A 21,326-nucleotide genomic window follows, 5' to 3' on the forward strand; every position below is an offset into this window, starting at 1 on the left:
ATGTTCACCTGGAAGAAGGTCCTCGGCACGTTCCTCGGCCTCTGCCTGCTCGGCATCGGCGGCTTCCTCCTGCTCTACATCCTCGTGCCGGTCCCCGAGGGGAACGCCGAGGCGGAGCTCCAGAGCAACATCTTCGAGTACAGCGACGGCTCCGTCCTGGCCCGCGAGGGCGACGTGAACCGTGAGATCGTCGACCTGGCCAAGGTGCCCAAGGACGTCCAGCGGACCTTCGTCGCCGCCGAGAACAAGAGCTTCTACAGCGACTCCGGCGTCGACCTGAAGGGCACCGCCCGCGGCCTGTACAACACGCTCAGCGGCAAGGGCGCGCAGGGCGGCTCGACGATCACCCAGCAGTACGTCAAGAACTACTACCTGAGCCAGGAACAGACGGTCACCCGCAAGCTCAAGGAGCTGGTGATCTCCCTGAAGGTGGACCGCCAGAAGACCAAGGACGAGATCCTCGCGGGCTACATCAACACCAGCTACTACGGCCGCGACGCCTACGGCATCCAGGCCGCCGCCCAGGCGTACTACCGCGTCGACGCCGAGAAGCTCTCCGTCGAACAGGGCGCCTACCTCGCCGCCCTGCTCCAGGCCCCGAGCCAGTACGACTGGGCGGTCGCCTCGGCGACCAGCAAGAAGCTGGTCACGGCCCGCTGGAACTACGTCCTGGACAACATGGTCGAGGAGGGCTGGCTCGACGCCGGAAAGCGCGCGGACATGAAGTTCGCGACGCCGAAGGAGCCCAAGGTCGACGCCGGACTCAAGGGCCAGAAGGGCTACTTCGTCAAGCTCGCCAAGCAGCAGCTGGTCAAGCAGCTGGTGAGCCAGGACGGCATCTCCGAGGACGAGGCCGAGGCCCAGATCAGGCGCGGCGGCTACACCGTCACCCTGAACATCGACAAGAAGAAGCAGGCCCAGCTCGAGAAAGCGGTGAAGACCCAGCTCACCGACAACCTCGACCCGGACAAGCGCAAGGTCGACAAGAACATCCAGGCCGGTGCCGCCTCCGTCGACCCGAAGACGGGCAAGATCGTCGCCCTGTACGGCGGCGAGGACTACGTCAAGCACTACTTCAACAACGCCAACCGCACCGACTACCAGCCCGCGTCGACCTTCAAGCCCGTCATCCTGGCCGCCGCCCTGGAGGAGGGCGCGCAGACCCAGGACGACAAGAAGATCACCGCGAACACGGTCTACGACGGCACGAGCAAGCGCCCCGTCGAGGGCAGCGACATCGCCTTCGACCCGGAGAACGAGGACGACACCGACTACGGCGACGTCACCGTCCAGACGGCGATGAACAAGTCGATCAACTCCGTGTTCGCGCAGCTGGGCGTCGACGTCGGCATGGACAAGGTCCTGGAGACCGCCGAGAAGCTCGGCATGGACACCGGCGACCTGAAGGCGCTGCCCGCCTACACCCTCGGCACCATGGGCGCGAGCCCGCTGCAGATGGCCGGCGTCTACGCCACGCTCGACAACCACGGCAAGAAGGTCACCCCGACCATCATCGAGTCGGCCGAGAAGCAGGGCACACCGATCGAGATGCCCGACCCGATCGGCGAGCAGGTCATCAGCCGTGAGACCGCCGACGCGGTGACCTCGGTGCTGACCGGCGTGGTCGACGACGGTACGGCCAAGACGTCCGTCCGCGACAACTCCAAGCGCCAGGGCCAGGAGGTCGCCGGCAAGACCGGTACCTCCGACGACAACCTCTCGGCCTGGTTCACCGGCTACACGCCCGACCTGGTCACGTCGGTGGGGCTGTTCGGTGAGAACTACAAGACCAAGGCGCAGGCGAAGATGTACGGCGCCGGCGGCTTCGACCGGGTCAACGGCGGTGGCTTCCCGGCGCAGATCTGGGCGGCGTACATGTTCGGGGTGACGGACACGGACGCCAAGTTCGACCTGGAGACCGACCAGGGCGCGGCGGTGGAGCCGTCGTACACCCCGACCCCGACGAAGTCGGCCAGCCCGACCCCCAGCGACGAGCCGACGACCGAGGAACCGACGACCCAGGCCCCGACCCAGACGCCGTCGAAGACCCCCACCCAGACACCGACCCAGACCCCGACGACGACCGCGCCGTCGACCCCGACGACCACGGACCCGACGGAGGACATCCCCGAGGATCCGGTCGACCCGGACAGCGAGCAATGACGAAGGGCGCCCGGCGGATCTCCCGCCGGGCGCCCTTCGTCCGTGCCGCTCGTCGTCGTCAGCCCCGGTTCAGCTCGAACCAGACGACCTTGCCCGTGCTGAGCCGGGTCGCTCCCCAGCGGCGGGCCATCTTGTTGACGAGGTAGAGACCCCGGCCGCCCTCGTCGGTCGCGCGGGCCTGGCGCAGCCGCGGCAGCTGGGGCACGTCGTCGCCGACCTCGCAGCGCAGCACGTCGGTGCGCAGCAGCCGCAGGGTCACCGGACGGGTCGCGTAGCGCACCGCGTTGGTGACGACCTCGCTGACCAGCAGCTCGACGGAGTCGCTGAGCTCTTCCAGCCCCCAGCGGGACAGGGCGCGCCGGGCCAGACGGCGGGCCCGGCCGGGTGCCGCGTCCTCCGGCTCCAGGAACCAGTACGCCACGTCGCTGGGCGCGATGCCGTCGAAGCGGGCGGCGAGCAGCGCGATGTCGTCGTCCCGGTCACCGGGGCCGAGCATGTCGAGGACCTCGTCGCACAGCGCCTCCAGCGGCGGCGGATGGTCCGGGCCGGTCAGCTGGGCGGTGGCCGCGAGCTTCTCCCGCAGCTGCTCTATGCCGGTCCACACGTCCCGCAGCCGGGACTCCACGAGCCCGTCCGTGTACAGCAGCAGGGTCGCCCCGGCGGGCGCGTCCAGCTCCACGGCCTCGAAGTCCACGCCGCCGACGCCGATCGGGGCGCCCGGCGGCACCCGCAGCACCTCGGCCCGCCCGCCCAGATGCAGCAGCACGGGCGGCGGATGACCGGCGTTGGCGATGGTGATCCGGTGCGAGACCGGGTCGTACACGGCGTACAGGCAGGTCGCCATGCGGTCGGTGCCCAGCCGCTGGGCCTGCTCGTCGAGGTGGTGGAGCACCTCCTGCGGCGGCAGGTCGAGCCCGGCGAGGGTCTGCGCGGTCGTCCGCAGCTGGCCCATGATCGCCGCCGACGTCATGGAGTGGCCCATCACGTCCCCGACGACCAGCGCCACGCGGCTGCCCGGCAGCGGGATCGCGTCGTACCAGTCGCCGCCGACCCGCGCGGTCTCGGCGGCGGGCAGATAGCGCGAGGCGAGCCGGACGCCGGTCGGACGCGGCAGGGTCTCCGGGAGCATGGTCCGCTGGAGTTCGTCGGCGATGTACGCCTCACGGCCGTACAGCACCGCCTTGTCGATGCCGAGCGCGCTGTGGGTGGCGAGCTGGGCCGCCACCAGCAGGTCGTCCGGGTCGAAGGCGAGCCGCTCGGGGCGGCGCAGGAACAGGGCGGCGCCGATCACCCGGCGCCGGCCGCGCAGCGGGGCGAGGATCGCGCGGCGGCCGTCGGGAACGATCAACTCGCTGCCCTCGCCGAGCAGTTCCGGCAGCGCGGCATGGGCCGCGGGCGAGTCGGTGAACACCGGGCGCACCCCGCGCAGCACCTCGGCGAGCGCGCCGCCGGTCCGTACCTCGCACAACTCGGCGGTGATCGCCGACAGTTCGGTCAGCTCGGTGGGTTCGGGCTGGAGCGAGGGTATGGCGAAGCCGCCGCCCTCGGTGTCCCGTTCCTCCGGGATCCGGTCGGTGCGGCGCAGCCGCAGCACCAGCGGGCCGGTGGGCCGCTCGTCGCCGACGGGCAGCGGATCGCGCAGATAGACCAGGATCGCGTCCGAGAACGTCGGCACGGTCGCCCGGCACAGCCCCATCACGATCTCGTCGAGGTCGATGCCGCGCGCGATGCGCCGGGTCGCCGCGCCCACGAAGCGCAGCCGGTCCCCGTCGCGCCGCATCGGCGTCGGCCGCCCCGGTTTCGTCACACCCTGCCCCGTACGCCGCTCCTCGGACCCCTGCTGCCCGGCCCCGGGCTGCTCCGGCACCGGACGCGGCCGGTGGGTGTCGGTACCCGCGGCGGTCGCCGAGGGCTGGGAGTGCTCGGGATCGCCCTGTGCCGCCGCCTCGGGCCCCTGCGGGGCCGTCTCGCCGTCGGCGCGGGCCTGTGCCGGTAAGGCGCCGTGCGGGGGCGTGGAGGCACGCAGGAGCGCCCCGCGGGGATCCGCGGGGTCCACGCCCGACTGGGGGCGCTCGAAGGAGGTGGGCTGCTCCGTCACGCGTGTCAGTTCCGTCCGTCGGGGGCTGCGCGCCGTTCGTCCCGCAGAAGTGCCGATACCCGGAATACGTGCCTCGGGAACGGAACCCCGGTGCGGCCGGAGGCGGGGGACCGTCCGTGGTCCGTACCGGTCTCGCGCTGGTACCTCTCGATCACGTCCTGCCGCCCCTCGGTGACGATCGGTCAAGCTCGGTGCACGCTCTGGCAGTTGCCGCCACGCGCTCTTGCGGAGGACGATCCTACGTTTGTAGCCCGGGGGCGCATCAAGGGTCTCATGAGGACACGTGCGCGGGCGTACGGTCCCAGTCCTCCGGGAGCAACGGTACGGCCCAGGAGGGATCCGGGCGCCAGTGCTGCCAGCCGTCGGCGAACGGGGCACCCCACGCGCGGATGCCGGCGATGGCCGCGCGGCCCGCCGCCCGGACCCGTTCCGCCTGGCCGGGGGGCATCAGGCCGTCGTGCTGGGCCTGCGCGAACTCGTCCTCGTCACGCCAGTGCCAACTGCGGTCCGGGTGCACGGAGATGTCCAGGAAGTGGTCCTCGGAGTCCACCCCGCCGTCCCAACGGGACAGCGGCTCCTCCAGGTTCACGTACCAGTTCTTGAACTGCCAGCCCGGCTCCCAGAACAGCCACACCGACCACGGCTCACCGGGCCGCGCCACCTTCAGCACCCCCGTGCCGAACCACCGGTCGAGCTGCACGGCGCGCGGCTTGGTGTAGCGCGTGGCCAGCGGCTCCGCGTGCACCGAGGTGCCGTCGGCGAGCACCGGCTTCACGCACTCGGTCCCCGGCGCCAGCCAGACCGCGAGCAGCTCGGGGTCGTCGCGCACGACGGTCACCGGGCGTGCGATGTGGAAGCGCGCACCGCCGTTCTCCCGGTACCGCCACAGGATCTGACTCCCGGGCTCCCAGAAGACCGACGACGTGCCCGCTTCCACCGCTCTCACCGCTCCACCGTCTGCCATGCACAGATATTAGGTGCCATGGGCATACGACGCCGTGGCACACGTCATGGTTCGCGCCGCGGCCGAAAATGGTTACGGACGCGTCATACGCAGGACATCCAGCGCCGAGTCCAGCTGCTCGACGGTCAGATCGCCGCGCTCCACGTACCCGCCCTCCAGGACGACTTGACGGATGGTCTTCCGCTCCGCGAGCGCCTTCTTGGCGACCTTCGCGGCCTCCTCGTACCCGATGTACTTGTTCAGCGGCGTGACCACGGAGGGTGACGACTCGGCGTACTCCAGGGCCCGTTCGCGGTGCGCGACGATCCCGTCCACGGTCCGGTCGGCGAGCAGCCGCGAGACGTTCGCGAGCAGCCGTACGGACTCCAGGACGTTCCGGGCGATGACCGGGAGCATCACGTTGAGCTCGAAGTTCCCGGCCGCGCCGGCGGTGGCGACGGTGGCGTCGTTCCCGACGACCTGCGCGGCGACCATCAGCACGGCCTCCGGGATCACCGGATTGACCTTCCCCGGCATGATCGAGGACCCCGGCTGGAGATCGGGCAGCGAGATCTCCGCGAGGCCGGTGCGCGGCCCCGAGGCCATCCAGCGCAGATCGTTGGCGATCTTCGTCAGCCCGACCGCGATGGTCCTGAGCTGCCCGCTCGTCTCGACGACGCCGTCCCGCGCGCCCTGCGCCTCGAAGTGGTCCCGCGCCTCGGTGAGCGGCAGCCCGGTGGCCCGGGCGACCTCCTCGATCACGGCGGCGGAGAAGCCGGGAGGCGTGTTGATCCCCGTGCCGACCGCGGTGCCGCCCAGCGGCAGCTCGGCCAGCCGCGGCAGCGAGGCGTGCAGCCGCTCGACGCCGTACCGCACCTGGGCCGCGTACCCGCCGAACTCCTGGCCCAGCGTGACGGGCGTGGCGTCCATGAGATGGGTCCGCCCCGACTTCACGACGTCGGCGAACTCCTCGGACTTGCGGGCGAGGGCGCCGGCGAGGTGCTCCAGCGCCGGGATCAGGTCCCGGGTGACGGCGGCCGTCGCGGCGATGTGCAGGGAGGAGGGGAAGACGTCGTTGGACGACTGCGAGGCGTTGACGTGGTCGTTCGGATGCACGTCCCGGCCGAGCCGCTCGGTGGCGAGCGTGGCGATGACCTCGTTGGCGTTCATGTTGGACGAGGTCCCGGACCCGGTCTGGAACACGTCCACCGGGAAGTGCGCGTCCCAGTCGCCCCGGGCCACCTCACCGGCCGCCTCCTGGATCGCCTCGGCCACGTCCGGGTCGAGCACCCCGAGCCGCGCGTTCACCTTCGCCGCGGCGCCCTTGATCCGCGCGAGCGCCTCGATGTGGGCGCGCTCGATGCGCTGACCGGACACGGGGAAGTTCTCCACGGCCCGCTGGGTCTGCGCCCGCCACTTCGCGTGCGCGGGCACCCGGACCTCGCCCATGGAGTCGTGCTCGACCCGGAATCCCTGTTCCTGCTGCTCATCGGCCACTGCCGATCACCTCCGACTGGACAGCGTCACCGCCGCCGAGGCTATTCCTGGCGTACGGCCTGTCCCGGCAGGCTCGGCCGGACGCCGGCGGCCGGAAGCAGGGCGCCCAGGTAACGGTGCAGCCGATCGGCGCGTGCCTGCACCTCCCGGGCGTGCTCCGACAGCTCCCGGGCCCGCAGCTCGGCCTGCTCCGACTCCTCCCGCAGCCGCTGCGCCTCGTGCTCGTACCGGACGATGTGCTGGCGGACCTCGGCGAGGACGTCGTGCTGGGGGAGGTCGTGCGGGTGCTCGTGCGCGCAGCGGCTCCCGAAGTGGAGCGTGGCGTCGGGCTGCGCCGTCTGTCCCCGTTTCAACCCGGTGACCTCGTCGCACAGCGTCTTCAGTGCCTGTTCCAGCCGGTCGGTGCGGGAGTTCTGCCGGGCCTGCCACTCCACCAGTTCATTGAGCAGCGAGGTGACGACGTCCTTTCCGGCCTCGATCTCCTCTTTGACCGCGCGATGTCTCTCCCGCCAGTATTCGACGGTACGTTGCTCGTCGCCGTCGGCATATCCGCAGGCCAGGCAGACCGCCCTGATCACGTCCTCGACGAGTTTCCAGGGCGCCAACTCCGTTTTGCACCAGGCTTTGTAGATCCCCGACTCGCTGCGCACGCTCATCTCGGCGATCCGCGGCACGGAGACCTTCGCCTCGGTGCGGAATGCGATGAGCTCGTCGCAGAACTCGTCGAGCGAGGACGTCCTGCGATGACTTGCCAACGTTGATCGTCCACCCTTTCCGCCGACCAGTCTGGCAGCTCGCCGAAGATCCAATTGCCGTCCGCGTCTTCGTCTTTTATCGGAAAACGCGAGAGGCGTCTGTGGGCCGGGGGAGCGGCGTGGCCGGTGGTACATATGAACCTGCGCCGTCGAACCGGGTTCGTACGCAAGCGAGTTGCCCGAGCCTGCCATTGCTTTCGGGCGCCCGGAATTCCTGACGGCCGTTCCTGTTCTACCGAGAGGGTGTGTCCATGCGTGGACGCGACGACCGTGATTCCGAGCTGCGATTCCATCTGGCGGAACTGGCCGCCAACTTCCTGGCGTTGCTCTCGATCCTGGCGACCATGCTGGTCATCGTGCTCGCGGCGGACGCGGGGCCGACGGTGATCGCCGCCATCGCGACCGCCGTGTCGGTGTCGTTCCGCGGCTGGCTGGCCTACCGCCAGCGTCACTCGGACCTCGCGCGGCCCGGGACGGAACCCGTCACGTCCACCGGTTCCGCCGCTCCCCGGCTGCCTGCACCGCGCCGCTCGCGGGACGAGTTGACGGAGGCGAGGACCGACGGCGCCGAGAAGGACGCCGACGGGACCCCCTCGGACTGACAGGCGGTCGGCCGCACCTCCTGCGCACGGGTGAGGGCCCCGGTCACGCTTCGTGACCGGGGCCCTCACCTATGCGTACCCGCAGGTGTCACGCCAGCCCGGGACCCCGTACCGGAATGGACGTGAACGTCGGGGCCGGGGCCGGGTCCTGGAAGAAGTCGTTGCCCTTGTCGTCGACGACGATGAACGCCGGGAAGTCCTCGACCTCGATCTTCCAGACCGCCTCCATGCCGAGCTCCTCGTACTCGACGACCTCGACCTTCTTGATGCAGTCCTGGGCGAGCCGCGCGGCGGGCCCGCCGATGGAGCCGAGGTAGAACCCGCCGTGCGCGTCGCACGCGTCGGTGACCTGCGCCGACCGGTTGCCCTTCGCCAGCATCACCTTGGAGCCGCCCGCCGCCTGGAACTGCTCCACGTAGGAGTCCATGCGCCCGGCCGTCGTCGGGCCGAACGAGCCGGACGCGTACCCCTCGGGGGTCTTCGCCGGGCCCGCGTAGTACACCGGGTGGTCCTTCAGGTACTGCGGCATCTCCTCGCCCGCGTCGAGGCGTTCCTTGATCTTGGCGTGCGCGATGTCACGGGCCACGACCAGCGGACCGGACAGCGAGAGGCGGGTCTTGACCGGGTACTTCGTCAGCTCGGCGAGGATCGTGTCCATCGGCTGGTTCAGGTCGATCCGAACGACGTCCGACGACTCGTCGAGGTGCTCGTCGGTGGTCTCCGGCAGGAACCGCGCCGGGTCCGTCTCCAGCTGCTCCAGGAAGACGCCCTCGGCGGTGATCTTCGCGACGGCCTGCCGGTCGGCCGAGCAGGAGACCGCGATGGCCACCGGGCAGGAGGCGCCGTGCCGGGGCAGGCGCACGACCCGCACGTCGTGGCAGAAGTACTTGCCGCCGAACTGCGCGCCGATACCGATCCGCTGGGTCAGCTCGAAGACCTTCTGCTCCAGGTCCTTGTCCCGGAAACCGTGCCCGAGCTCGGAGCCCTCGGCGGGGATCTCGTCGAGGTAGTGCGCGGAGGCGTACTTGGCCGTCTTCAGCGCGTACTCGGCGCTCGTGCCGCCGACGACGATCGCCAGGTGGTACGGCGGGCAGGCGGCCGTGCCGAGCGAACGGATCTTCTCCTCCAGGAACTTCATCATGGAGGCCTCGTTCAGGACCGCCTTGGTCTCCTGGTAGAGGAAGGACTTGTTGGCGGAGCCGCCGCCCTTGGCCATGAAGAGGAACTTGTAGGCGCCGCCGTCGGTCGCGTACAGCTCGATCTGCGCGGGCAGGTTGGAGCCGGTGTTCTTCTCGTCCCACATGGTCAGCGGGGCCATCTGCGAGTAGCGCAGGTTGAGGTTGAGGTACGCGTCGTAGATGCCCTGGGACAGGGCCGCCTCGTCGCCGCCCCCGGTCAGGACGTTCTGGCCGCGTTTGCCCATCACGATCGCCGTGCCCGTGTCCTGGCACATCGGCAGGACGCCCGCCGCCGCGATGTTCGCGTTCTTCAGCAGGTCCAGGGCGACGAACTTGTCGTTGTTCGACGCCTCGGGGTCGTCGATGATCCGGCGCAGCTGCGCCAGGTGCGCGGGGCGCAGGTAGTGCTGGATGTCGTGGATCGCCTCGGCGGCGAGCGCGCGCAGCGCCTCCGGCTCGACCTTGAGGAACGTGCGCCCGTCGGCCTCGAAGGTCGAGACACCCTCGGAGGTCACCAGCCGGTAGGGGGTGGTGTCCTCTCCCATGGGGAGCAGATCGGTGTACGCGAACTCAGGCATGTCGCCCATTCCTCACTCGACAAGACGGCCGCCCGCCTCCTTTGGCGAGCCTCACCAGCGTAGAACCTGTCCAAGACCGGAAGCTTGTGAGGTAAGGCTCAGTCGCGCCGCGCGGCGCTCGTGCGAGGCGCGGCACCGGGTTGTCCACAGGGGGTAGTCGCGATCTATCGCGTTTGGGTACGCTGTGGCCGTGGACCTTCAGAAGCAGGACTCCTCGCCCCGTGCGCCCGCCGCCGAACTGCGCGCCTCCGACGCCGACCGCGACCGCGTCGCCGACATCCTGCGCGAGGCGCTCGCCGAGGGCCGGCTCACGGCCGACGAGCACGCCGAGCGGGTGGAGGGCGTGCTCGCCGCCAAGACCGTGGGCGAGCTGGACGTCTTCATCCAGGACCTCCCCGCCGCCCACCGGGGCCGTACGGTCCCGACGGCCCCCAACCGCCCCACCGGCCCGCCCGCCGAGCCCGACGACAACGTGGTGGCGGTCTTCAGCAGCGCCGTGCGCCGGGGCCGCTGGCGCGCGGGCCGCCGTATCCACGCCTACGCCGTGTTCGGCAGCGTCGAGATCGATCTGAGCGAGGCCCTGTTCGAGTACCAGCAGATCGTCATCAAGGCGATCTCGGTCTTCGGCACCGTCGAGGTCCGTGTCCCGGAGAACGTCTCGCTGCGCGGCACCGGCGGCGGAGTCCTCGGCAACTTCGAGGTGGACACCCTGGACTCCACCGAGCCGAACGCGCCCGTGGTGTACGTCGACGGCTGGGCGATCCTGGGCAACATCGAGGGCAGGCCGAAGCGGGGCCATCTCGTCGCGGACATCCTCGATCGCGTTCAGCGCAAGGTCGGACACAGTTTGCACAAGCATCTGGATCGTTGACGGTCGCGAATCCGGCGGCGGCGGAGGGCGGCGGTCCGCCCGCGCTCCACGCACAGAAGCGCACGACTCCACCCGGAATCCAGCGGTTCGGAACTGAGTGCATAGGCGCGCACACAGCGGGTAGAGCTTGCTGCATCGTCTCTCGCTCGCGAAGCCGTCGTCAGGAGTAGACCGTGCTGCATCCGCCGCATTCGTCCCCGCAGGTAGCTCATGTTCCGGCCCAGCGGGTACCAGCGGTGCCGGCGCAAGATCGGGACCAGGACGCTCCATGGCACACCGAGGCGGTGTGCCGGCGGGACGAGGCCGGACTGTTCTTCGCCCCCTCCAAGGAACCCACCGCCGCCCGGCTCTCCCGCGAGGAGGCCGCCAAGCGGGTCTGTGCCCGCTGTCCGGTGATGGTCGAGTGCCGCGAGCACGCCCTGCTGCAACCGGAGCCCTACGGCGTCTGGGGCGGCCTCACGGCGGCCGAACGCCGTGTGGTGCTGGCCCGGCGCCGCCGCCGGGACGTGGAGCTGCAGAAGGCCGTCCGGGCCACCGACCGCATAGCGCAGGCAGGCTGACCCGCCGGGCCGGCCGACCCCGACCACAGCGAAAGGGCGCCCCCTCCGCACCGGGGGCGCCCTTTCGGCTTGCGGGCCCGGCGTCCGCCGAACCCGCCCGACCGCCGGACTACTTGGCCCGGTCGAAGTCGATCGCGCTGTAGGCGCGCAGCTTGCTCAGCCGGTGCTCGGAGTCGATCCGCCGCACCGTCCCCGACTTCGAGCGCATCACGATCGAGTCGGTCGTCGCGATCTCGGAGCGGTAGCGCACCCCGCGCAGCAGCTCGCCGTCGGTGATGCCGGTGGCGACGAAGAACACGTTCTCGCCGGAGACCAGGTCGTCCGTGGTGAGCACCCGGTCCAGGTCGTGCCCGGCGTCGATCGCGCGGGCCCGCTCCTCGTCGTCCTTCGGCCACAACTTGCCCTGGATGGTGCCCCCGAGGCACTTCACGGCACAGGCCGAGATGATGCCCTCCGGCGTACCGCCGATGCCGAGGAGCATGTCGACGCCGGTGCCCTCGCGCAGCGCGTAGATCGATCCGGCGACATCGCCGTCGGAGATCAGCTTGATGCGCGCGCCGGCCTCGCGGATCTCCTTGATGATCCCCTCGTGCCGGGGACGGTCCAGGATGACCACGGTGACGTCCTCCGGCGAGGACCGCTTCGCCTTGGCGACCCGCCGGATGTTCACGGACACCGGCGCGTCGATGTCGACGAAGTCGGCGGCGTCGGGGCCGGTGACCAGCTTGTCCATGTAGAAGACGGCGGACGGGTCGAACATCGACCCGCGGTCCGCGGCGGCCAGCACGGCGATCGCGTTCGGCATGCCCTTGGCCGTCAGCGTCGTGCCGTCGATCGGGTCGACCGCGATGTCGCACTCGGGCCCGGTGCCGTCACCGACCCGCTCCCCGTTGAAGAGCATCGGCGCCTCGTCCTTCTCGCCCTCGCCGATGACGACCACGCCGTTCATCGAGACGGTGGAGACGAGGGTCCGCATGGCCCGCACCGCGGCCCCGTCGGCGCCGTTCTTGTCACCGCGCCCGACCCAGCGGCCCGCGGCCATCGCGGCGGCCTCGGTCACCCGGACGAGTTCCAGGGCGAGGTTGCGGTCGGGAGCTTCGCTGGGGACTTCGAGTTCGGACGGCAGCTGATGATGCTCGGTCATCGAGGCGCACCTTTCTGATACGACGACGGCCGGATGAGGGTTCGATCCTCGACTCTATCGTCAGTCCGACAAGATGAGCAGGGGACCCCACGGATGAGCGCGACGGGCACCTGCGACGATAGGGGGCGTGGCTGGTACGAAGGGCAAGCAGAAGACGGTCCGGGACATGGTGCTCTCCCTGGGGCTGATCAGTGTCATGGCGGGGATCATCTATCTCTTCATCCCGCACGACGACTCCGCACCCGAGGTGAAGACGGTCGACTACCGCGTCGAACTGCTCACCGCGCGCCGGGCGGCCCCCTACCCGGTGCTGGCCCCCTCCGGTCTCGCCGACACCTGGAAGGCGACCTCGGTCCGCTACCAGGGCGAGCCGTACGCCACCTGGCACCTGGGCTTCCAGGCCCCCGACGGCGAGTACGTCCAGATCGAGCAGTCCACCGAGAAGGCCTCGGACTTCATCGACGACGCCACCCAGGGCAGCGAGGCGACGAAGACCACCGAGACGATCGGCGGCGACACCTGGACCCGCTACAGCGGCGGCCGGTACGACGCCCTCGTCCACCAGGCCGACGGTGCGACGACCGTCGTCGCCGGCACCGGTTCCTACGCCCAGCTCAAGCAGGTCACGAACGCCCTGGACGAGAAGTAGCCCGCCGGGCCGGCGTCACCCGTCGGCCTCCTCGCCGTCCGCTTCCTCCTCCTCGGCCAGCGCCGCGTCCAGCCGGGCCCGCGCGCCTTCCAGCCAGCGGCGGCACACCTTGGCGAGCTCCTCGCCGCGCTCCCACAGCGCGAGGGACTCCTCCAGCGTCGTACCGCCCGCCTCCAGCCGTCGTACGACGTCGATCAGTTCGTCCCGCGCCTGCTCGTAGCCGAGCGCCTCATCCACCTTGCTGGTCATGCGCCCACCCTAAGCATCGGTTCTGACATCGACCCGGACCGTGAACTCGCCCTCGGAGACCCGCGCCCGCAGCACCTCGTCGCCGGTGACCTCCTCGGGGTCGCGCACGACATGGCCGTCGGACCTCTGCAGGACCGCGTACCCGCGCTTGAGGGTCGCCGCGGGCGACAGCGCCACCACGCGCGCGTGCGTGTGCGTCAGCTCCGAGTCGGCGCGGTCCAGGAGATGGCCGAGGGTGCGGTGCGCGCGCTCCACGAGCGAGGCGACATGGTCGGCCCGCTCGTCGACCATCCGGTGCGGGTCCTGTATCGACGGCCGGGCGAGCGTGTGGGCGAGCCCGCGCTCCTCCCGCTCGACGGCCCCCCGGACGCACCGCCGGGCCCGGTCCCGCAGCATCCGCACCCGTTCGACCTCCTCGCCCACGTCCGGTACGACCTTCTTGGCGGCGTCGGTCGGGGTCGAGGCGCGCAGGTCCGCCACGTAGTCGAGGAGCGGGGTGTCCGGCTCGTGCCCGATCGCGGAGACGACCGGGGTGCGGCAGCCGGCGACGGTGCGGACCAGCTCCTCGTCGGAGAACGGCAGCAGGTCCTCGACGCTGCCGCCGCCCCGCGCGACGATGATCACGTCCACCTCGTCCCGCGCGTCGAGCTCCTTGACCGCCTGCACGACCTGCGGCACCGCGTGCACACCCTGCACCGCCACGTTGCGCACCTCGAAGCGGACCGCGGGCCACCGGTGCCGGGCGTTCTCCAGCACGTCCCGCTCGGCGGCCGACGCCCGCCCGCACACCAGGCCGACGAGCTGCGGCAGGAACGGCAGCGGCTTCTTGCGGTCGGCCGCGAACAGCCCTTCGGCGGCCAGCGACTTCTTCAGCTGCTCCAGACGCGCGAGCAGCTCCCCGACGCCCACGGGCCGTATCTCCGCGGCCCGCAACGACAGCTGGCCCCGCGGCGCGTACCACTCCGGCTTCGCCAGGACGACGACCCGCGCGCCCTCGCTCACCACGTCGGCCACGGCGTCGAACACCTGCCGGTAGCAGGTGACGCTCACCGAGATGTCGTGCGACGGGTCCCGCAGCGTCAGGAACACGACGCCCGCCCCGGGGCGCCGCGAGAGCTGGGTGATCTGCCCCTCGACCCACACCGCGCCGAGCCGGTCGATCCATCCGCCGATGAGCCGCGACACCTCGCCGACGGGCAGCGGGGCTTCCGCGGACGTGTTGAGAGCCATGCCCGTGAGCGTAGTCGGCACCGCCGACAACGGGCCGGACCGTCCCCGCGGGCGGCGTACGGGGGTGTCCGTCGGCGTGGTGACGCGGGCCGGGGGAGGCCGCGTTCTTAACTTCACGACATGGCAAAAGGTTCTTATATGGGCACAGCGGGCCTGTCGGTCGCTCTGGTGATCACGGCCGTCGCCGCCCAACCAGGCAACGCGGCCCTCGTCCGAGACACGGTCACCATCGGCAACCCCGTGGACGGCAGCAACGGGTTCGGGGTGGTCGTCGAGGACGACGCCGTCCTCGGCAGCACCGAGTCCGAGGGGCCGGTGGCCATCGGCGGGAATCTCACCTACGGAGACGGCTACAACGTCGCCCTGAACACCGCCGGGAGCTACATCGCCCCCGGGGACTCCAACCCGACGGCGCTGCTGGTCGGCGGGCAGGTCGACCACGCCGCCAGCAGCTCGGTCGGGGTGCTCAAGGTGCTCAGCGACGGGTACCTGAAGATCGGCGACATGACCGGCGCCCAAGCGCTCACCACGGACGCCAACGGAGCCTCCGTCAACACCCATGTCGACGCCACCGGTGCCGCCTACGACGCCACCCCGCGCATCGAGCTGACGGTCCAGCAGTCCGCGGCGTCCGTCGCGCAGTCGGGGCTCATGGACTTCACCTCGCTCTTCTCGACGTACCGCGACCGGTCCGACGAGATGGCCGAGTGCGCCACCAACGTGACCCTGCTCGACGGCAACGGCGTGCCCCTCGCCGACCAGGACGACATCCCGGCCGGCAGCAGCGTCAAGATCGAGCTGGTCACCGGCCGGACCAACGTGCTGCACCTGACGGGGGAGCAGCTCAACAATCTCGACGAGCTGACCTTCGTCAACCAGCCGACCGCCGACACCCCGCTGCTGATCGTCGTCGACACCACCGCCGACGGCGGCGACTACACCTGGCACGTCCCCAACCTGGCCGGCGTCTCCGGCACCCAGGCCCCCTACATGATCTGGGACTTCCCCGACGCCACGCAGATCACCATCGCCGACGGCGACACCGTCGAGGGCACGATCTACGCGCCCCGCGCGCACCTCGTCGACCTCGACCCGTCCAACATCGAGGGTGACGTCATCGTGAAGTCCCTGGTCGCGGGCCCCCTGGCGACCGGCTCCAGCGCGGCGGTGAACGCGGGGGAGATCCACTACTTCCCGTTCGACGCGGAACTGACCTGCGAGGACGAGTCGCCGACCCCGACGCCGACCCCGACGCCCACGCCGACCCCGACCCCGACTCCGACGCCGACGCCCACCCCGACCCCGACGCCCACGCCGAGCCCCACCCCGTCACCGAGCACGACGTCGACCCGTCCGGCCCCGCCGCACCCCGGCCCCACCGGACAGATGCCGGACACCGGTGCCGACACCCCCGTCGGCCCGCTCGCGGCCGTCGCCGCGGCTCTGGTCGGCGCGGGCGCCGCGCTCACCGTCTGGGCGTCACGCCGTCGCCGAGGACGTCACGAGGCCTGACCGGACCCCTCCGGGGGAACCGGCCCGGCCCGGCGGTGCTGGGCGACCAGCACCGCCACCCCGATCAGGAACCACACCGCGCCGACCACCTGCGCCGCCCGGGACGCCTCGACGATCACCGCGACCGTGATCGCCGCGCCCACCACGGGCATCAGCACATGCCGCCACCAGATCACCGGCCCGCCCGCCCGGCGCACCGCGAACCAGCTCACCACGCTCGCGTGCAGCAGCGTGAACGCGGTGAGCGCGCCGATGTCGACCACCGACACCAGATGGTCCATGCCGTCGTCCCGCCGGGCCGCCCAGACCGCCGCGACGAGCGTGATCAGGGCGGCGCAGGCCAGCGCCACCCGCGGAACACCCGAGTCGGTCCGCGACAGGGCCCGGGGCAGCCGCCGGTCGCGGCCCATCGCGAACAGCAGCCGCGCGGCGGCGGCCTGCCCGGCCAGCGCCGCGAACGCCGCCCCGATCGCCTTGCTGACGGCCACCAGGTCGTGCAGCCAGGTCCCGACGGACACGTCCACGGCGTCGTAGAAGGCCGAGCCCTGCCTGCCCGGGTCGGCGGCCAGCTCCGCGCTCGTCACCGGCTCCAGGAGCGCGACCAGATACGTCTGCGCCACGAACAGCACACCCGCGAGCGCCAGACAGAACAGCACCGCGCGCGCGACCTTCGCCGAACCGCCGGTCACCTCCTCCGCGAAGGAGGCGATCGCGTCGAAACCGAGGTACGACAGCACGGCCACCGACACCGCGCCGATCACCGCCGAGAGCGCGAACGCCCCCTGCGTGCCGTCGCCCGACAGCGGCGACAGCCAGCCCCGCTGCGCGCCGTCCCGCGCGAGGACGACGACCGCCGAGACCACGAAGACCAGCAGGACGACGATCTCCATCGCCAGGACGAGGAAGCCGACCCGGGCCGCCGCCCGCACGCCCCACAGGTTCAGCAGCGTCGTCACGACGACCGCCAGCGCCGTCCACACCCACCGCGAGACCTCCGGGACCAGCGCGTTCATCGCGATGCCGGAGAAGAGATAGGCGACCGCCGGGATCAGCAGATAGTCCAGCATCGCCATCCACCCGGCGACGAACCCGGCCTCCTTGCCGAGCGCCGCGCGCGCGTAGGCGTACACGGAACCCGCGCGCGGGACCACCCGCACCATCTGCGCGTAGCTGAACGCGGTGAACGCCATCGCCACCGTCGCCACCACATAGACGAGCGCGACCGCGCCGTGCGACCGCGCGTCCAGCGTGCCGAACACGCCGACGGGCGCCATCGGGGCGATGAAAAGCAGCCCGTAGACCACCAGATCCCGGAAGCCCAGACTGCGCCGCAGGTCATGGCCCGGATCGGGCGCTCGATCGGTCGTGCCGGTCTCGGACATCCCTGCCTCCGCCAGTAGCCTGCCGTCGCGCGGTCCCCGCCCTTCACACATCCCGGCCAGTCTCGCCGCCGACGCGATCTTTGACCTGTCGAGCGCGGCCTTACGATGGGACGCATGACTGCTTCGCCTGGCCGCCGTGTCCTGCTCGCCGCCCCCCGTGGCTACTGCGCGGGCGTGGACCGCGCCGTGATCGCCGTCGAGAAAGCCCTGGAGCAGTACGGCGCTCCGGTCTACGTCCGGCACGAGATCGTCCACAACAAGTACGTCGTGAAGACCCTGGAGAACAAGGGCGCGATCTTCGTCGAGCGCACGGAGGAGGTGCCGCCCGGCAACATCGTGATGTTCTCCGCGCACGGCGTCGCCCCCGTCGTCCACGAGGAGGCCGCGCGCGGGCAGCTCGCCACGATCGACGCGACCTGCCCCCTGGTCACCAAGGTCCACAAGGAAGCCGTCCGCTTCGCCAACGACGACTACGACATCCTCCTGATCGGCCACGAGGGCCACGAGGAGGTCATCGGCACCTCCGGCGAGGCCCCCGACCACATCCAGCTCGTCGACGGCCCCGCCGACGTCGCCAAGGTCGAGGTCCGCGACGAGTCGAAGGTGGTCTGGCTCTCCCAGACGACCCTCTCCGTGGACGAGACGATGGAGACCGTCGACGCCCTCAAGGAGAAGTTCCCGCAGCTCATCTCCCCGCCCAGCGACGACATCTGCTACGCCACGCAGAACCGTCAGCTCGCGGTGAAGCAGATGGGCGCCGAGGCCGAGCTGGTCATCGTGGTCGGCTCCCGCAACTCCTCGAACTCCGTGCGCCTGGTCGAGGTCGCCAAGCTGGCCGGCTCCCGCGAGGCGTACCTCGTCGACTTCGCCGCCGAGATCGACGAGGCCTGGCTGGAGGGCGTGACGACGGTGGGCGTCACCTCCGGCGCCTCCGTCCCCGACATCCTCGTCGAGGAGGTCCTGGAGTGGCTGTCCCAGCGCGGGTACGGCGATGTGGAGCTGGTCAAGGCGGCCGAGGAGTCGATCACCTTCTCGCTCCCCAAGGAGCTGCGCCGGGACCTGCGCGAGGAGGCCGCGGCGCTGGTGGCCCAGCGCAAGGGCGCTTCGGGGACCTCCGGGGAGTGACCGTCAGTCCTCCGTCGTAACGTAGGGCCATGCAGATCTTCGGTGTGGACATCGGCGGTTCAGGGATCAAGGGCGCCCCTGTGGACCTGGACAAGGGCGACCTGGCCCAGGAGCGCCACAAGGTCCTCACCCCGCACCCGGCGACGCCGGACGGGGTGGCGGACGGCGTGAAGCAGGTCGTCGACCACTTCGGCTGGACGGGCCCGGTCGGCCTCACCTTCCCCGGAGTGGTCACCGGCGACACCACGATCCGTACGGCGGCCAACGTCGACAAGAGCTGGATCGACACGGACGCCGCCGCCCTGTTCACCGAGCGGCTCGGCGGCCTGCCGACGACCCTGGTCAACGACGCGGACGCGGCGGGCGTCGCCGAGATGCACTTCGGCGCCGGCCGCGACCGCAGCGGCACGGTCATCCTGCTCACCTTCGGCACCGGCATCGGCAGCGCCGTCTTCACCGACGGCGCCCTCGTCCCCAACACCGAGCTGGGCCATCTCGAACTCCACGGGCACGACGCGGAGAAGCGTGCCTCCAGCAAGGCCAAGGAGGACGGCGAGCTGACGTGGGAGCACTGGGCGCGCCGGGTCACGAAGTACCTGGCCCACGTCGAGATGCTGTTCTCCCCGGAGCTGTTCATCATCGGCGGCGGCGTGAGCCGCAAGTCCGAGAAGTTCCTGCACCTCATCGAGGGCATCGAGGCGGAGATCGTCCCCGCACAGCTCCAGAACAACGCGGGCATCGTGGGAGCGGCGATGCGCGCGGCGGAGCGCGGCCGGAGCTGACGGCTAACGCTGACGGGCAGCCGCCGCTCTGCGGCGGCGGCCGATCATCCGGATCCGCCGGACGGTGACGATGACACCGGCGATCAGCGTCCCGCCGTACAGCCAGCCCGCCTGGGTGGCGAGGGCGGTGACCAGGCCCATCAGGCGGGCGCCGAAGCCGTCCCCGCCGTCGGCGACGGGCAGCAGTCCGACGGCGAAGGCGATGGGGACGACGACGGGCGCGGTCGACAGATCGCCCCGCCGCACCCAGACCGCGGTCAGCACGCACACGGGCAGGAACAGCACGCCGTACACGGTCAGCGAGGACCCGAACAGCAGCGCGTCCAGGCAGCCGAGCACGAGCATCGCGGCGCCGCAGAACAGCCCGCCGCCGAGGCCCGTCAGCCGGGGTTCGGGGAAGCGGCGTCTGCCGGCCTGATCCGCCGGAGCAGGACGTCGTACGGCCGCCGGACGGCGTTCGCCCCTGGCCTGCGGGGGCAGGGAGGGCGTCGCGCGGCGCGCTCGGAGGTGCGGGGGTCGCGTCCTGTGTTGCTCCACTGGACCAACTTAGGTCGGTTTATGTGCCAAATCCCCGCTCAGACACGCCGAGGGGCGGACCTTGGCCAGACGTTCGACTCGTCGCCGGCCGGGTGCGGGGAACGCCGTAGACTGGTGGATCGACCCAGGCCCAAGGCTTCAGTCCCAAGGCCCGCAGGGCCTCCAGCCTCTCCTCCTCACGTACGGGAAGTCGCAACGTGTCGCTCACGATCGGAATCGTCGGTCTGCCGAATGTCGGCAAGTCGACCCTGTTCAACGCCCTGACCAAGAACGACGTGCTGGCGGCCAACTACCCGTTCGCCACGATCGAGCCGAACGTCGGTGTCGTGGGTGTCCCGGACACGCGCCTGACGAAGCTGGCCGAGATCTTCTCCTCCCAGCGGATCCTCCCGGCGACCGTCGACTTCGTCGACATCGCGGGCATCGTGCGCGGCGCGAGCGAGGGCGAGGGCCTCGGGAACAAGTTCCTGGCCAACATCCGTGAGTCCGACGCGATCTGCCAGGTCATCCGTGCCTTCAAGGACGAGAATGTCGTCCACGTCGACGGCAAGGTCTCGCCCAAGGACGACATCGAGACGATCAACACCGAGCTGATCCTCGCCGACCTCCAGACCATCGAGAAGGTCCTCCCGCGCCTCCAGAAGGAGTCGCGCATCAAGAAGGACGTCGCCCCGAAGGTCAAGGCCGTCGAGGAGGCCAAGGAGATCCTGGAGAAGGGCGACACCCTGTTCTCCCAGGGCGTCCTGCAGGGCTCGGACCGCGCCGAGCTCCTCCACGACCTGCACCTGCTCACCACCAAGCCCTTCCTCTACGTCTTCAACGTCGACGAGGACGAGCTGACCGACGACGCCTTCAAGGACGAGCAGCGCGCGCTGGTCGCCCCCGCCGAGGCGATCTTCCTCAACGCCAAGCTGGAGCAGGACCTCGCCGAGCTCGACGAGGAGGACGCCATGGAGCTGCTGGAGTCCGTCGGCGCCGAGGAGCCGGGCCTGGCCACCCTCGCCCGCGTCGGCTTCGACACCCTCGGCCTCCAGACCTACCTGACGGCCGGCCCCAAGGAATCCCGCGCCTGGACCATCAAGAAGGGCGCCACCGCCCCCGAGGCCGCCGGAGTCATCCACACCGACTTCCAGAAGGGCTTCATCAAGGCCGAGGTCATCTCCTTCGCCGACCTCGTCGAGACCGGCTCGGTCACCGAGGCCCGCGCCAAGGGCAAGGCCCGCATGGAGGGCAAGGAGTACGTCATGCAGGACGGGGACGTGGTGGAGTTCCGCTTCAACGTGTGATCGATCCATTGCTGAACGTTACGCGACTCGTTAACGTACGAGTTTGGGGCCGAGCTCTCTTGTGAGCTCGGCCCTTTTGCGGGTTCCTGAGTGGACCCTTCCTGAGTCTCGCAGATGGCGTTCGCGTGGCAATCGTGCCTGTTTCCTGCTATTTCCGATCTTGCCGCGGCGGGACATAGCGGAAC

General features: G+C 70.6%; 19 protein-coding genes. 9 read left to right on the forward strand and 10 right to left on the reverse strand.

Annotation, left to right across the window (positions count from 1 at the left end):
- Positions 1-2,163 carry a transglycosylase domain-containing protein gene (locus tag ACIPSE_RS06710; protein ID WP_401658171.1) on the forward strand — a complete coding sequence of 721 codons (2,163 nt, stop codon included), beginning with the start codon at positions 1-3 and terminating at the stop codon, positions 2,161-2,163.
- A 58-nt stretch (positions 2,164-2,221) separates the two neighbouring features.
- Here the strand turns inward: ACIPSE_RS06710 and ACIPSE_RS06715 are convergent, their stop codons facing one another.
- From ACIPSE_RS06715 to ACIPSE_RS06730, 4 genes are all read right to left on the reverse strand, one after another.
- Complete coding sequence (locus ACIPSE_RS06715; RefSeq protein WP_401658173.1) at positions 2,222-4,261, reverse strand: SpoIIE family protein phosphatase; 2,040 nt, start codon at positions 4,259-4,261, stop codon at positions 2,222-2,224.
- A gap of 271 nt (positions 4,262-4,532) precedes the next feature.
- A complete protein-coding gene (locus ACIPSE_RS06720) occupies positions 4,533-5,225 on the reverse strand; it encodes a DUF402 domain-containing protein (protein ID WP_401658175.1) in 693 nt (230 codons plus the stop codon).
- Positions 5,226-5,297: 72 nt separating this feature from the next.
- Positions 5,298-6,701 carry a class II fumarate hydratase gene (locus ACIPSE_RS06725; RefSeq protein ID WP_401658177.1) on the reverse strand — a complete coding sequence of 468 codons (1,404 nt, stop codon included), beginning with the start codon at positions 6,699-6,701 and terminating at the stop codon, positions 5,298-5,300.
- Between the two features lie 41 nt (positions 6,702-6,742).
- Positions 6,743-7,456, reverse strand: a complete 714-nt coding sequence (locus ACIPSE_RS06730; RefSeq protein ID WP_401658179.1) for a hypothetical protein — start codon at positions 7,454-7,456, stop codon at positions 6,743-6,745.
- Positions 7,457-7,707: 251 nt separating this feature from the next.
- Here ACIPSE_RS06730 and ACIPSE_RS06735 point away from each other — a divergent pair, with 251 nt between their 5' ends.
- The gene (locus ACIPSE_RS06735) at positions 7,708-8,058 is read left to right on the forward strand and encodes a hypothetical protein (protein ID WP_401658181.1); all 351 of its coding nucleotides are present in this window, start codon (positions 7,708-7,710) and stop codon (positions 8,056-8,058) included.
- A gap of 88 nt (positions 8,059-8,146) precedes the next feature.
- On the opposite strand, the gene ACIPSE_RS06740 is transcribed toward ACIPSE_RS06735, so the two are convergent.
- Entirely contained in the window at positions 8,147-9,814 is a 1,668-nt protein-coding gene (locus ACIPSE_RS06740; protein ID WP_401658183.1) for a fumarate hydratase, read from the reverse strand.
- A gap of 190 nt (positions 9,815-10,004) precedes the next feature.
- On the opposite strand from ACIPSE_RS06740, the gene ACIPSE_RS06745 reads away from it, so the two are divergent.
- On the forward strand, positions 10,005-10,685 hold the full coding sequence (locus tag ACIPSE_RS06745; protein ID WP_401658185.1) for a DUF1707 domain-containing protein: 681 nt from the start codon (positions 10,005-10,007) through the stop codon (positions 10,683-10,685).
- A 173-nt stretch (positions 10,686-10,858) separates the two neighbouring features.
- Positions 10,859-11,245, forward strand: coding sequence for a WhiB family transcriptional regulator (locus tag ACIPSE_RS06750; protein WP_401658187.1), 387 nt, complete (start codon positions 10,859-10,861; stop codon positions 11,243-11,245).
- 109 nt (positions 11,246-11,354) lie between these two features.
- On the opposite strand, the gene glpX is transcribed toward ACIPSE_RS06750, so the two are convergent.
- Positions 11,355-12,389, reverse strand: a complete 1,035-nt coding sequence (gene glpX, locus ACIPSE_RS06755) for a class II fructose-bisphosphatase (RefSeq protein WP_401658189.1) — start codon at positions 12,387-12,389, stop codon at positions 11,355-11,357.
- A gap of 127 nt (positions 12,390-12,516) precedes the next feature.
- On the opposite strand from glpX, the gene ACIPSE_RS06760 reads away from it, so the two are divergent.
- On the forward strand, positions 12,517-13,038 hold the full coding sequence (locus ACIPSE_RS06760; protein ID WP_401658191.1) for a DUF4245 domain-containing protein: 522 nt from the start codon (positions 12,517-12,519) through the stop codon (positions 13,036-13,038).
- 15 nt (positions 13,039-13,053) lie between these two features.
- Here ACIPSE_RS06760 and ACIPSE_RS06765 read toward each other — a convergent pair whose 3' ends face one another.
- Both ACIPSE_RS06765 and xseA read right to left on the reverse strand, forming a co-directional pair.
- Complete coding sequence (locus ACIPSE_RS06765) at positions 13,054-13,287, reverse strand: exodeoxyribonuclease VII small subunit (RefSeq protein ID WP_401658193.1); 234 nt, start codon at positions 13,285-13,287, stop codon at positions 13,054-13,056.
- Positions 13,288-13,296: 9 nt separating this feature from the next.
- Complete coding sequence (xseA, locus tag ACIPSE_RS06770; RefSeq protein ID WP_401658195.1) at positions 13,297-14,517, reverse strand: exodeoxyribonuclease VII large subunit; 1,221 nt, start codon at positions 14,515-14,517, stop codon at positions 13,297-13,299.
- Between the two features lie 138 nt (positions 14,518-14,655).
- On the opposite strand from xseA, the gene ACIPSE_RS06775 reads away from it, so the two are divergent.
- Entirely contained in the window at positions 14,656-16,029 is a 1,374-nt protein-coding gene (locus ACIPSE_RS06775; protein WP_401658197.1) for a collagen-binding domain-containing protein, read from the forward strand.
- On the opposite strand, the gene ACIPSE_RS06780 is transcribed toward ACIPSE_RS06775, so the two are convergent.
- Positions 16,017-17,411, reverse strand: a complete 1,395-nt coding sequence (locus ACIPSE_RS06780) for an APC family permease (RefSeq protein WP_401658199.1) — start codon at positions 17,409-17,411, stop codon at positions 16,017-16,019. The genes ACIPSE_RS06775 and ACIPSE_RS06780 overlap by 13 nt on opposite strands.
- A gap of 105 nt (positions 17,412-17,516) precedes the next feature.
- Here ACIPSE_RS06780 and ACIPSE_RS06785 point away from each other — a divergent pair, with 105 nt between their 5' ends.
- Both ACIPSE_RS06785 and ppgK read left to right on the forward strand, forming a co-directional pair.
- Entirely contained in the window at positions 17,517-18,536 is a 1,020-nt protein-coding gene (locus ACIPSE_RS06785) for a 4-hydroxy-3-methylbut-2-enyl diphosphate reductase (protein ID WP_401658201.1), read from the forward strand.
- Between the two features lie 29 nt (positions 18,537-18,565).
- Positions 18,566-19,318, forward strand: a complete 753-nt coding sequence (gene ppgK / locus ACIPSE_RS06790) for a polyphosphate--glucose phosphotransferase (protein ID WP_401658203.1) — start codon at positions 18,566-18,568, stop codon at positions 19,316-19,318.
- Between the two features lie 3 nt (positions 19,319-19,321).
- On the opposite strand, the gene ACIPSE_RS06795 is transcribed toward ppgK, so the two are convergent.
- Positions 19,322-19,855, reverse strand: a complete 534-nt coding sequence (locus tag ACIPSE_RS06795; RefSeq protein WP_401658205.1) for a DUF6542 domain-containing protein — start codon at positions 19,853-19,855, stop codon at positions 19,322-19,324.
- A 197-nt stretch (positions 19,856-20,052) separates the two neighbouring features.
- Here ACIPSE_RS06795 and ychF point away from each other — a divergent pair, with 197 nt between their 5' ends.
- Positions 20,053-21,141 carry a redox-regulated ATPase YchF gene (ychF, locus tag ACIPSE_RS06800; protein ID WP_401658207.1) on the forward strand — a complete coding sequence of 363 codons (1,089 nt, stop codon included), beginning with the start codon at positions 20,053-20,055 and terminating at the stop codon, positions 21,139-21,141.
- Positions 21,142-21,326 lie beyond the last annotated feature (185 nt).

Source organism: Streptomyces sp. NPDC090106 (assembly GCF_044747265.1).
Taxonomy (GTDB): Bacteria; Actinomycetota; Actinomycetes; order Streptomycetales; family Streptomycetaceae; genus Streptomyces.